16 protein-coding genes are annotated in these 11,178 nt (G+C 43.9%); all 16 read right to left on the bottom strand.

Annotated features, from left to right (window positions below):
* Positions 1-244, bottom strand: a 244-nt coding sequence (locus Q0338_RS10725; RefSeq protein WP_298086707.1) for a cupin domain-containing protein, incomplete at its 3' end; no start/stop codon positions are given.
* 142 nt (positions 245-386) lie between these two features.
* A complete protein-coding gene (rplS, locus tag Q0338_RS10730; RefSeq protein ID WP_298086708.1) occupies positions 387-743 on the bottom strand; it encodes a 50S ribosomal protein L19 in 357 nt (118 codons plus the stop codon).
* Positions 740-1,444, bottom strand: coding sequence for a tRNA (guanosine(37)-N1)-methyltransferase TrmD (gene trmD, locus Q0338_RS10735; protein ID WP_298086709.1), 705 nt, complete (start codon positions 1,442-1,444; stop codon positions 740-742). The genes rplS and trmD overlap by 4 nt, the downstream gene beginning before the upstream one ends.
* Positions 1,444-1,971, bottom strand: coding sequence for a ribosome maturation factor RimM (rimM, locus tag Q0338_RS10740; RefSeq protein ID WP_298086710.1), 528 nt, complete (start codon positions 1,969-1,971; stop codon positions 1,444-1,446). The genes trmD and rimM overlap by 1 nt, the downstream gene beginning before the upstream one ends.
* Positions 1,964-2,206: a KH domain-containing protein gene (locus Q0338_RS10745; RefSeq protein ID WP_004319043.1), complete on the bottom strand. Its 243-nt coding sequence runs from the start codon at positions 2,204-2,206 to the stop codon at positions 1,964-1,966. The genes rimM and Q0338_RS10745 overlap by 8 nt, the downstream gene beginning before the upstream one ends.
* A 6-nt stretch (positions 2,207-2,212) precedes the next feature.
* Complete coding sequence (gene rpsP / locus Q0338_RS10750; RefSeq protein ID WP_002951203.1) at positions 2,213-2,443, bottom strand: 30S ribosomal protein S16; 231 nt, start codon at positions 2,441-2,443, stop codon at positions 2,213-2,215.
* Between the two features lie 67 nt (positions 2,444-2,510).
* Positions 2,511-3,851: a signal recognition particle protein gene (gene ffh, locus Q0338_RS10755; protein ID WP_298086711.1), complete on the bottom strand. Its 1,341-nt coding sequence runs from the start codon at positions 3,849-3,851 to the stop codon at positions 2,511-2,513.
* A 66-nt stretch (positions 3,852-3,917) separates the two neighbouring features.
* Positions 3,918-4,676: an RluA family pseudouridine synthase gene (locus Q0338_RS10760; RefSeq protein WP_298086712.1), complete on the bottom strand. Its 759-nt coding sequence runs from the start codon at positions 4,674-4,676 to the stop codon at positions 3,918-3,920.
* Positions 4,673-5,812 (bottom strand): lipid IV(A) 3-deoxy-D-manno-octulosonic acid transferase, encoded by a 1,140-nt coding sequence (gene waaA / locus Q0338_RS10765; RefSeq protein ID WP_298086713.1) that lies wholly within the window; start codon positions 5,810-5,812, stop codon positions 4,673-4,675. Before waaA ends, Q0338_RS10760 begins: the two co-directional genes overlap by 4 nt.
* A 9-nt stretch (positions 5,813-5,821) precedes the next feature.
* Positions 5,822-6,532, bottom strand: a complete 711-nt coding sequence (locus Q0338_RS10770) for a zinc ribbon domain-containing protein (RefSeq protein WP_298086714.1) — start codon at positions 6,530-6,532, stop codon at positions 5,822-5,824.
* A gap of 9 nt (positions 6,533-6,541) precedes the next feature.
* On the bottom strand, positions 6,542-7,279 hold the full coding sequence (locus Q0338_RS10775) for a Nif3-like dinuclear metal center hexameric protein (RefSeq protein ID WP_298086715.1): 738 nt from the start codon (positions 7,277-7,279) through the stop codon (positions 6,542-6,544).
* 6 nt (positions 7,280-7,285) lie between these two features.
* Positions 7,286-8,164 (bottom strand): glycine--tRNA ligase subunit alpha, encoded by an 879-nt coding sequence (glyQ, locus tag Q0338_RS10780; protein WP_298086716.1) that lies wholly within the window; start codon positions 8,162-8,164, stop codon positions 7,286-7,288.
* Between the two features lie 20 nt (positions 8,165-8,184).
* The gene (locus Q0338_RS10785; protein WP_298086717.1) at positions 8,185-9,723 is read right to left on the bottom strand and encodes an AbgT family transporter; all 1,539 of its coding nucleotides are present in this window, start codon (positions 9,721-9,723) and stop codon (positions 8,185-8,187) included.
* Between the two features lie 6 nt (positions 9,724-9,729).
* On the bottom strand, positions 9,730-10,146 hold the full coding sequence (locus tag Q0338_RS10790; RefSeq protein ID WP_298086718.1) for an effector binding domain-containing protein: 417 nt from the start codon (positions 10,144-10,146) through the stop codon (positions 9,730-9,732).
* Positions 10,147-10,148: 2 nt separating this feature from the next.
* Positions 10,149-10,622: a DUF3972 domain-containing protein gene (locus tag Q0338_RS10795; RefSeq protein ID WP_298086719.1), complete on the bottom strand. Its 474-nt coding sequence runs from the start codon at positions 10,620-10,622 to the stop codon at positions 10,149-10,151.
* Between the two features lie 10 nt (positions 10,623-10,632).
* Positions 10,633-11,130, bottom strand: a complete 498-nt coding sequence (purE, locus tag Q0338_RS10800) for a 5-(carboxyamino)imidazole ribonucleotide mutase (protein ID WP_298086720.1) — start codon at positions 11,128-11,130, stop codon at positions 10,633-10,635.
* Positions 11,131-11,178 lie beyond the last annotated feature (48 nt).

Raw genomic sequence — 11,178 nt, forward strand, 5'->3', positions numbered from 1 at the left:
CATGAATGACGTTTGGTTCGAGCGTAATCATGTCTAGTGTATCCAAGATAACGCTATTTTCTCCAACGCTGAAATCTATCTTGCCGCTTAAAACCTGAATCATGATAGCGCCAGGAGCCTTATGTTCCTTCATTTGAGCACCTTTTTCTAAATTTATGCGTATTTCTTTACTGTTCGGCCCATCAAAAAGCTTAGCTATAGTAACGCCGTTAAATACGTCATTTTGCCATACGATTTTTTCCATTTACAACCTTTATTATAAAATAATAATGGCATTGTAACTCTAATTTTAGATAAAAGAATTGATTTTAATTAAGCATTTTTAAAATTTAAGAATGATAGAAAGAAGGCAAAAGCCTAAAACTAGACTTTTGCAAGGAGTAAAATTATTTTTTAAGCTCTTTAATGCGAGCGGCTTTACCACGTCTATCGCGTAGATAAAATAGCTTAGCGCGGCGAACGCGACCTTGTCTTAGAACAGTTATACTCTCTAGGCTTTCGCTATAGATAGGGAAAATTCTCTCTACGCCTACGCTATTTGCACCGATTTTTCTGATGATAAATGTTTCGCCAGTTCCGCTTCCGCGTCTTGCTATGCAGATACCTTCAAAATTTTGAATTCTCGTTTTATCGCCCTCTTTGATGCGGATAGATATACGCAAAGTATCTCCAGCGCGAAAATCAGGCACAGACTTTTGGGCTATTTGAGTTTGTTCAAACGCCTCAATATACTTGTTTCTCATATTTTTTCCTTAGTCGGCGGCTCAAATTTTCGGTATAAATCCGGACGAAAAAACCTAGTTTTTAAGAACGCCATATTATTTTTCAAAGCTCTGATTTTAGCATGGTCTCCCTTTAAAAACGCTGAAACCACACCAGAGCCTTTGTAATCACTGGGTTTTGTAAAAGACGGAGCCTCAAGTAAATTCCCTTCAAAACTCTCAACCTCAAGACTTTCATTGTTTCCTAAAACGCCGACTATATTGCGAGAAATCGCATCAGAAATACAAAGCGCCCCCAGCTCGCCACCCGTCATCACAAAGTCGCCAATACAAAAAATTTCATCTGCATATTTTTCAATTATACGCTCGTCTATACCCTCATATCTACCACAAACTAAGCAAATATGCTCTTTTTTTGCCAAACGTCTAGCGTCGTTTTGAGTAAATTTTTTCCCGGCGGGTGCAAGAAAAATAGTATGGGGGTTTGGCTTATTTTTTAGTAAAAATTTTAAAGTATCATCAAGAGGCTGACATGCCATAAGCAGTCCTGCGCCACCACCAACCATATAGTCATCTACTTTTTTATGCTTATCCGTGCTAAAATTACGAGGATTTAAAAAATCAATCGAAATAAGCTTCTCTTTTGTAGCGCGACCTAAAATACTGTCTTCAAAATAGGGTCGCACAAGGCTTTCAAAAAGCGTAACAAAGGTAAATTTCATCAGGAATTTTCTAGAATTAAGATAGCATTTTTGGTATAAATTTTTTTATTTTCCACATCGACTTTTTCTACATAAACGTCGATATACGGAATGTAAAAACTTTTTTCCAACCCTTTGGAAATCAAATTTTCATCGGTTTTTACCAAAAACAGATGATTTGCGCCGACCTCGTCTATATCCTCTACTTCACCCAGCCTTTGATTATTTTCGTAAATTTCGCAACCGATGACATCAAAATAGAAAAATTCACCCTTTTTTAGTTTGCAGTTTTTTCTAGTTTCTTCTTTTGTAGTGTAGATTGTTTTATTTGTTAGAGTTTTTGCGCTATCTATGTCTTCAAAACCATAAAAAGAGATTGTATCGTTTTCGTGATTATAGCTTTTTACGACAAGTTCTTTACCGTCTTTATCGCAAAATATAGCATTTTTTTTAAACTGGTTAGGAAAGTCGCCTTTATTATGAAGCTTGACAAACCCTTTTAGTCCTACGGTTTTGCCAAGCAGCGCGACTTCTATAAGCTCATTCAAGAGGTTTTACCGTAACGCGGTAGGATGTTGCATCTTTGGCCTTATAACCCACAATTACCGTTTTTATCGCGTTTATCATTCTGCCGTCTTTGCCGATAAGCTTACCAGTATCGACTTTATCGGCGTAAATTATCAGCTCGGCAAAATTTTCGCCAAGCTCGACTCGCTCGAGTTTCACTTTTTCAGGAAAATCGGCGATGAGTTTAGCATATTCAAGTAAAAAATTTTCTACCATTTTTAATTATTTGCTAGTTATTTTTGCAACCCTATCGCTAAGTTTCGCACCAACGCCCTTCCAATAAGCCAAGCGCTCAGCGTCAAATTTTACCACCTCAGGCTCAACCATCGGGTTGTAGTAACCGATCGACTCTATCCAGCCGCCGTCTCTTCTTTTTCTGCTATCCGTTACGACTATACGATAAAAAGGTTTTTTCTTGCGTCCCATTCTCGTTAGTCTTACTACTGTTGCCATTATATTTCTCCTTCTGTTTTTTAAATAGGCTTAAATTTAGCCACGCTCGTAGCCAAATTTAAGCCCTTTAATTAGGGCGAGTATTTTTAGCTTGGTTTAGTAAATTTCCAAGCCCTTTTAGACCTTCTTTACCAGAAAACCTCTTTGCTATTTTTGATGCGTTTTCAAACTGTTTCAAAAAGCGATTTACCTCTACTTGAGATAGTCCAGATCCCGCAGCCAAACGTCTTTTTCGGCTGTTGTTTAGCAAATCAGGATTCTCGCGTTCTTTTTGCGTCATCGAATTTATCATAGCTTTGATATGCAAAATTTCCTTTGAGTTATCAAGGTCTATGTCTTTTATCTGATTTGCCACGCTTGAGAGCCCTGGTATCATACCGATTAGACTTTTCATATTTCCAAGCTTTTTGACGCTTTCCATTTGCGACAAAAAGTCGTTAAAGTTAAACTGTCCTTTTTTGATCTTTTTATTTATTCTTTTTGCTTCTTGTTCGTCTATCACGGCGCTAGTTTTCTCAACCAACGTCGCCAAGTCGCCCTCGCCCATTATGCGGCTCACGATACGCTCAGGGATAAAGCTCTCCATATCGCCGACTTTTTCGCCGATACCTACGAATCTAAGCGGTATATTTAGCTGCTTGGCTATGCCGATAGCTACGCCGCCTTTGCTGTCCGAGTCAAATTTACTTAGCACCACGCCGCTTATTTTTAGCGCATCGTTAAACGTACTTGCTGTTTTTACGCCGTCTTGTCCGCTCATAGCGTCGGCTACGTAAAAAATTTCATGCGGCTCGAGCACTGATTTGATGTCTTTTATCTGCTTCATCAAAGCTTCGTCTATCGCTAGACGTCCTGCGGTATCGACCAAAAGTACGTCGTAAAGCCCGCTTTTTGCTTTAGCTAGCGCTTGCTTAGCTACATTTAGCGGATCGGTTTCGTTTTCTATGCTAAAAAGCTCTATCTCGTTTGCTTCGCAAAGCTGACGAAGCTGCTCTACGGCTGCCAAGCGTTGCAAATCGCACGCCGCGACCAAAACTTTTTTCTTTCTAAGCTTTAGATAATTAGCTAGCTTTATCGTTGTAGTGGTTTTTCCGCTACCTTGCAAGCCAGCCATTAGCACGATCGTAGGAGCTACTGGCGCAAAGACAAAGCCTTGATTGCCCGGCGCGGTTAAAACCTTCGTCAAATTTGACTTTATAGCGTCTAAAAACTGCTTTTGGCCTATCCCGCTTTGCTTTAGATCAGCCTCGATGAGAGATAGCAACTCTTTGGTAACTTTGTGATGAACATCGGCTTTTAGCAGTGCTTTTTTAAGCACGTCAAGCGCGTTATTTAGCGCTTTTTCATCGTCTACGAAACGAATTTTACTAACGGCTAAACGAAACGACTCGCTGATTTGTTCAAACACATTCTACCTTTTATTTACATTTATAGCTAAAGCGCGTATTTTATTAAATTTAAGCTTTATCGCTCTTTAAATCTCAAAATTTCTTGAAATTTCAAAACCGAGTCTATTAAAATCACTGCTCAAATTTGACCTGAATTTATAACCTAAAAGCTCGATTTTATAGGCGTGTAGATACATTCTCGCGGATTTATTTTTAGCGTATTTTTCATCGCCAACGATCCCATATCCCGCGTGATTTAGATGCACTCTGATTTGGTGAGTTCTGCCGGTTTTTATCTCGACTTTTACGAGACTTTTTTTGCCAGCGACCATCACTGGAGTTACGTGCGAAAAGGCCTCTTTACCGTTTGGCGAGATTTTAGAAAACGCTCCGCCTCTATTTTTTAGCGTGATTATTGGTTCGTTTACGCTAAATTCCTCACTCACGATGCCTTTTACAGCCGCGACGTACTCTTTTTTTACGCGGCAGTTTTTAAACTCCTCGATCGCTTTTTTTTGAAATTCCTCGTTTTTCACGAGCAAAAGCACGCCGCTTGTTTCCTTATCAAGTCTGTGAAGTAGCGGAAATTTATAAATTTCGCTCACTTTTTCCGACGTTAAAAATGCCGGTTTATCAACCGCGATCAGGTTTTCATCCTCGAAAATCACGCTTGGGCGCGGTAGTTTTTGCACGTTAAATTTAGTCGCCGCGCTCATCATCGCGCGCGCCACGGCGATCCTTTGCCCTTTGGCGCTAACCAGCCCCGCGTCGATCAGCTCCTTTGCCTCGTTGTTTGAGATGCCTTCCTGGATCGCCAGTAGTTTATAGGCTTTTTCTTCTTTCATAAATTTTCCTCAATATCTTTTAAAATCTCGCTTGCATCGCCTTTGGCGACGATTTTTGCCTTTGGTAAATCTTGCCGTAAAAGCACATTTATCTCGCCCGCTTTTGCAAATTTTATACCGTCCACCGCGCTATACAGGGCCTTTTGATTAAATATAAACTCCCCGCTTATCACCGCGTTTTCAAACTGCGCCGCCTCGATCGGATTGTGTCCGCCGACGTTTGGTACGAAGCTACCGCCAAGCACGACGACGTCGCTAAATTTGTAAATATTTACCAGCTCGCCCATCGTATCGACTAGCACGCATTGTGCGTCGAAATTTTTCATTTTGCTAAATTTAGCAAAACTTAGTCCGTTTTTTGCGGCAAATTTAGCCAAAATCTCGCTCGCTTCGCCGAACCTCTCCGGATGACGCGGAACGAGGATTAGCTTGTCATTTGCATCCAAATTTAACCCGCGCAAAAACAGCTCCTCTTCCCCTGCATGAGTACTAGCCAGCACGATCACGCGCTCTTTTGGTTTGGCGTAAATCTTACTCGGGTTTGGTAAAAAAGCTGATTTTATATTGCCGCTAACGACGATATTTTTGGCGCCGAGCCGCTGTAGGCGCTGTTTATCCAGATCGCTTTGGGCGTAAATTTTATCTATAAATTTAAACAAATACTCGTAAAAAAAGCTAAATTTGAGGTAGCTTTTGTAGCTCCTATCAGAAATCCTAGCGTTTATCAAAATGACGCGCGAGCCCTTAAATTTAGCCCAAAAAACAAGCCCCAGCCAAAGCTCGGCCTCAAAAATAACCGTGATTTTAGCAGGCTTTAGCCAAAACGGCAAAAATATCTCAAACGGCAAAAAGCGCGTATTTTGCGTGATTTTTTTGGCCGCGTCAAAGCCGGTTTTGGTTACGACCGAGACTGCGGCCGCGTCTTTAAATCTACTAACTAGCGGCGCGATAGAACGCACCTCGCCGAAACTGCACGCGTGAAAATGCACGCGCGAGGCGTCAAATTTGGGATTTTTAAACAAAAAAAATCTAGCGGGGATCGAGGCTCTGTACTTTTTCTTAAAAGCTAAAATCGCAAGCGGTAAAGCCCCCAAGGCAAACGCCGCGAGGACTAAAACGTAATAAATTATTATCAAATTTAAAGGCTAGTTCGCCGCTTCTTTGTATAAAATTCGGCCGCAGTGAGGGCAGGTCACGATATCTTCGCCCTTTATAACAGCAGAATAAGTCTTGTCGTTTATCTGCATAAAGCAGCCGTAGCAGGCCTGCTTTTTGACCGGCACGACGGCGGTGTTGTGCGCCCATTTACGGATTTTTTCGTAAAAGGTCAAGATTTTTTGATTCATCTCGCCGACTAGCTTATTTTTCTTAGCGTATATTTCATCTCTTTGCTGCTCGATAGCGCTGACTTCGGCCGAGATTTCGCTCTCGATTTTGGCCAAATTTTCGCCAAGCTCCGCAGCCTTCGCCTCAAGCTCGCTTTTTAGCGCATTTTTGCTATCTATGATTTTTTCTAGTCTTTCGACCTCTTCGTTTGCTGCCTCTAGCTGCTCTTTTGCTAACTCATCTTCTAGCTGAAGCGCTTTTATCTCTTTTTCGGTTTTTGCAGCGCCGCTCTTTTTAGCGACGTCTTTTATCTTTGCGCTAAATTCGGCTATGTGCGCGTTGGTTTGAGATTTTTGATTTTTTAGCTCGGTCACGCTCGTAGCCGCTTCCTCGATCTGCGCTAAAATCGCCGCCTGCTCGTCCTTGGTCGCTTTTAAAACGCTTTGAACCTTCTCAAGGCGCGGCGTAAAATCGTCGATATCTTTATCGATGCTTGAGAGCTCGACTAGCTGTTCTAAATATTTATTCATCTTTTTCCTTTAACTGTATGAAAACGGGTTTTTTGAGTTGGATATTATAGTAGGAATCGGCAAAATTTGCAAATATTTTGCAAGCGACTCCCCAAAATACCGCTCGCTCTCAAAGTGTCCGATGTCTAGCATAGTAAGATTATTTTGCACGGCGCTCATGGCTTGGTGGTACTTCAGATCCCCGGTTAAAAACACATCCGCTTTGACGCCATCTATCAAATCTCCGCCGCTTCCCGTGCAAAATGCAAGGCGCTTTATAGGCGCATTGCGGTCAAATTTTCGCCCTTTGCAAACTCTTAAATGGCTCAAATTTAGCTTTATTTTTACTCTCTCGCAAAGCTCGTCAAAGCTCAAATTTACATCCGCATAAAGTACGAATCCATCGCGCTCTTTTGGCGTAAAGCCCAAAATTTCGCTTAGCACGTACTCGTTTAGATGGCTTAGATCATAGTTCGTGTGCATCGCGATCAGGCTTAAATTTTTAGCCATCATTTTTGCGATTAGGCCGCTTGGATATGTGTCCAAATTTAGCGATTTTAGCCCCTTAAAAATGAGCGGATGATGCGTGATGATGAGCGAGTTTGGCTGCACCTCGTCTAAAAGCTCATCATCGATGTCAAGGCTGAGATAAACGCGTTCCGCGCCCGTCTCAAAGGAGCCTACGAGCAGTCCGCTATTATCCCACTCCTCTTGACTCGCAAACGGGCTAATCTCGTCTAAAATTTTATAAATTTCGCCGATTTTCATCAAATTTTATTCGCCCTTCGCGTCGTTCGCGGCGTCGATGCTAGCCTTGTACGTTAGCGCACACTCTTTGGCTAGCTCGCGGATTTTTAGGATGTAGTCTTGCCTTTGCGTTACGCTGATCGCTCCGCGCGCGTCAAGGACGTTAAACGTATGCGCCGCAAGCATGCAGTAGTCATACGCCGGTAGCGAAATTTTAGCCTCCAAGCAGCGTTTGCACTCGCCGAATGCGTTTTCAAACTGGCGAAATAGCATATCTACATCCGCGACCTCGAAATTATATTTGCTCCACTCAAATTCGCCCTGCTTATGCACGTCGGCGTAGGTCACGATATTGCCGCCTCTATCGTCCCAAACGATGTCGTAGACGCTATTTACGTCCTGTAAGTACATCGCTAGTCGCTCAAGACCGTAGGTGATTTCTGCAGAAACCAGCTCGCACGCGATGCCGCCTACTTGCTGGAAATACGTAAACTGCGTCACCTCCATGCCGTCTAGCCAGACCTCCCAGCCTAGCCCCCAAGCGCCCAGCGTCGGGCTCTCCCAGTTATCCTCGACGAAGCGGATGTCGTGATTTTTCAAATTTAACCCGAGCTTTTCGAGGCTTTTTAGATAAAGCTCCTGTATGTTTTCAGGACTTGGTTTAATGAGCACCTGAAACTGATAATATGCACCCAAACGGTTTGGGTTTTCGCCGTATCTACCGTCAGTCGGACGGCGAGAGGGCGCTACGTACGCAGTCGCCCACGGCTTTGGCCCGAGGCTCCTTAAAAAAGTCGCCTGATGATAGGTGCCCGCACCCGCAGGCATATCGTAGGGCTGCAGTATCACGCAACCCTGCTCGCGCCAGTAGTTTTGCAACGTCAAAATAATCTCTGAAAACGTCATTTTTCTTCCTTTTTAAAATTTTATTTTAGATAATGTATAACCGCGCCCGGCCCCAAAGGTAGGTCAAAAGCGTACCAAACCGACATCAGTGCCGCCCACGATAGCAAAAACGCGACCGTGTAAGGCAGCATGATCGAGACTACAGAGCCGATTTTTAGCCCCTTGTCGTAGCGCTGCATAAACGCCACTATCAGCACGAAAAACGGCATCAAAGGCGTGATGATATTTGTCGTCGAGTCGCCTATCCTAAACGCAGCCTGCGTTAGCTCGGGAGAGAGGCCTAGATTCATAAACATCGGCACGAAAATAGGCGCCATCATCGCCCATTTGGCCGAATCCACGGCGATAAATAAATTTATAAATGCGATCACGACTATAAAAACGATAATGAGGCTAAGCCCCGTTAAGCCGATATCTTTTAAGAAAACCGAGCCTTTTATAGATAGCACCAGCCCGATGTTTGAGGCGTTAAAGAGATATGTAAACTGAGCCGCGAAAAATATCAAAACCAAAAATCCCGATAGCTCGGCGACGGCTTGTTCCATAAATTTGACCGCATCGCCGCTGTTTTTTATCGTCCCGGCTCCAGCTCCGTAAGCCGCGCCCGCTACTATAAAAAACAGCATCATAAAAATGATGATAGAGTGCATGAAAACGGACTTCGTAAAGCTCTCGCCCTCTTTTGCGCCAAAGAGCGAATTTGACGGTAAAAGCGCCGCCAGCAAAAGGACCATAAAAATAACCGACGCGATGAGTGCAAATTTTAGCCCGCGCCTTTGCTCTGCGCTTATCTCGCCGCGCTCATCTAAATTTAACGCGCCCTCAAAGCTAAATTTACCCAGCCTAGGCTCGACGATCCTATCGGTCACGAAAGAGCCCACGATCACGATCAAAAAGGTAGAAGCTATCATAAAGTACCAATTTGCCGTAGCCAAAACGACGTAATCAGGATTTAGCACGCTGGCTGCCTGCGTAGAAAACGCCGCAAACATCGGATCGTTCGTGCCGATTAGCAGATTTGCCGACCAGCCACCGCTAACGCCCGCAAAAGCCGCCGCCAGCCCCGCGATAGGATGACGTCCAAAACCCGCAAATAAAATAGCCCCGAGCGGTATCAGTACGACGTAGCCGACCGAGGAAGCCACGTTGGACATCACGCCCAAAAATATCACGATAGGAGTTACCCATTTTTTGGACGAATTTAGGGCGATTTTTTTAACTAGCGCCGATAAAAGCCCGGCCTTGTCCGCCACGCCGATACCCAAAATAATCGCAAAAACCACGCCAAGCGGATAAAAACCGGTGAAGTTTTTAAGCACGGACGAAACAAAAGTCCTGATACTATCAGCCGAGAGTAAATTTACGACGTTAGCGCTTAGCTGCGAGATATGACCGTCTTTGATAGCCTGATAGCTAACTCCAACGCCGAGTCTCTCTAGCACAAACGACAGCAAGGTAGTAATAACCGAAAGATAGACGAAAAGCATGGTGGGATTTGGCAGCTTGTTGCCGAATTTTTCGATAAAACTTAAGATCGATCCGTTATTTTTATTGTCCATTTTTTCCTAATCTAAAACCGAGATATAAATTTTTATCTCGTCGCTGCCGTAAAGCTCAAAATCCGTTTCGTAGGCTCTTTTTAGCTTTGAGCTTTCAAAATATTTCCAAATTTCTCCCCAAAATTTCGCTACGTTATGCGGCTCGCATGGAAAGCTAAAAACGGCGTATTTACCGCTTTTTATCTCTAAAATTTCACTGCCGCAGCAAAGCGACTTCGTACCGATAAATAAATCATAAAGCCCGCTTACGCCGTTTTCGTAACTACAATAAACGCCGTAAATTTCGCTTTTACCGTCATAAAATTCTTTTGTAAATTTAGCCCACAAGGTCGGGATTTTACCGTCTCCGTTTATCTCGTCGGCATTTTTGGTGCGAGTTTTTAATCCGTAAATTTTAAAACCCTCTATCTCTAAAATTTCCACGCCTATTCCTTGTCGCCTTTAAAATTTTCAACCGCTTTGTTCCACATAAGTTTGTATTTTCGTTTTAAAAACTCGACTTCCTCTTGCGAATTTTTTAGCTGCCACGTTAGCGTCTCGACCGTTTTTCTATCCTCGTCGTAGAGCTCTTGCATCGAGATTAGCGCCTCTTTTAAAAATTTATTTTCGTTGCGCAGGGTCTCTAGCGTCTCGTCTTTGGCATCAAGCACCTTTTCGTGTAAATTCAGTATCGTGCCAATCGTCTTTTCTACGAAGCTAAAGCCATCCGCGCCGATCTGGGGCGCAGGTACGGCCACGACGCTAGGCACCACGCTCATCGTGCCTTGGCTAGCTTCTATGAGGATTTCGCCGCCTTCTTCTTTCGTATTTAGCACGCCGCGGTTTATCATCCCCTCGATCACCTCGCGCTCTAGGTGCACGAGCTTGCAAAATTCGTCTATGCTTAAGTATGTCTGCATCTTTGCTCCTTTAGGCGAGTAAAACTTCCACCTTCGCCGAGTCCTCTTCTACCTGTTTGGCTTTCGTTGCTCGGTCGGCTTTTAGCATTTCGTCTAGATTTTGGTCGTTTAGAGCCAAAATTTGCAGTGCCAGATAGGCTGCATTTACTGCGCCGGCCTTACCGATAGCGACTGTACCCACAGGCATGCCGCCGGGCATCTGCACGGTCGAATAAAGCGCATCCACGCCGCTAAGCGCGGAGCCTGCCATCGGTATGCCGATCACCGGGCGAGTGGTGTTTGCCGCGATAGCGCCCGCTAGATGCGCCGCCATGCCGGCTGCCGCGATAAAGACCTGCGCGCCTTTTTCCTCGGCTGCAGCGACGTATTCGCTAGTTCGCTTTGGGCTTCTGTGCGCGGAGCTAATGATTAGCTCATAAGGGATGTTAAATTTTTCAAGCACCTTTGCCGCCTCGCTAACTACGTCGTAGTCGCTCTTGCTTCCCATTATAATTGAAACAAATTTCATTTTATTTCCTCTCTTAAAAAGCTAAATTTAGGCAGTCTAGCACCCAAA

The sequence above is a fragment of the uncultured Campylobacter sp. genome, from assembly GCF_938018145.1.
In the GTDB taxonomy this organism is placed as follows: domain Bacteria; phylum Campylobacterota; class Campylobacteria; order Campylobacterales; family Campylobacteraceae; genus Campylobacter_A.

Bases quoted from the DNA above. Each gene is read 5' to 3' on its own strand.
- rplS (WP_298086708.1), bottom strand. From the start codon at position 743: ATGAGAAACAAGTATATTGAGGCGTTTGAACAAACTCAAATAGCCCAA.
- trmD (WP_298086709.1), bottom strand. From the start codon at position 1,444: ATGAAATTTACCTTTGTTACGCTTTTTGAAAGCCTTGTGCGACCCTAT.
- Q0338_RS10745 (WP_004319043.1), bottom strand. From the start codon at position 2,206: ATGGTAGAAAATTTTTTACTTGAATATGCTAAACTCATCGCCGATTTT.
- rpsP (WP_002951203.1), bottom strand. From the start codon at position 2,443: ATGGCAACAGTAGTAAGACTAACGAGAATGGGACGCAAGAAAAAACCT.
- Q0338_RS10760 (WP_298086712.1), bottom strand. From the start codon at position 4,676: ATGAAAGAAGAAAAAGCCTATAAACTACTGGCGATCCAGGAAGGCATC.
- Q0338_RS10770 (WP_298086714.1), bottom strand. From the start codon at position 6,532: ATGAATAAATATTTAGAACAGCTAGTCGAGCTCTCAAGCATCGATAAA.
- Q0338_RS10775 (WP_298086715.1), bottom strand. From the start codon at position 7,279: ATGAAAATCGGCGAAATTTATAAAATTTTAGACGAGATTAGCCCGTTT.
- glyQ (WP_298086716.1), bottom strand. From the start codon at position 8,164: ATGACGTTTTCAGAGATTATTTTGACGTTGCAAAACTACTGGCGCGAG.
- Q0338_RS10785 (WP_298086717.1), bottom strand. From the start codon at position 9,723: ATGGACAATAAAAATAACGGATCGATCTTAAGTTTTATCGAAAAATTC.
- Q0338_RS10795 (WP_298086719.1), bottom strand. From the start codon at position 10,622: ATGCAGACATACTTAAGCATAGACGAATTTTGCAAGCTCGTGCACCTA.
- purE (WP_298086720.1), bottom strand. From the start codon at position 11,130: ATGAAATTTGTTTCAATTATAATGGGAAGCAAGAGCGACTACGACGTA.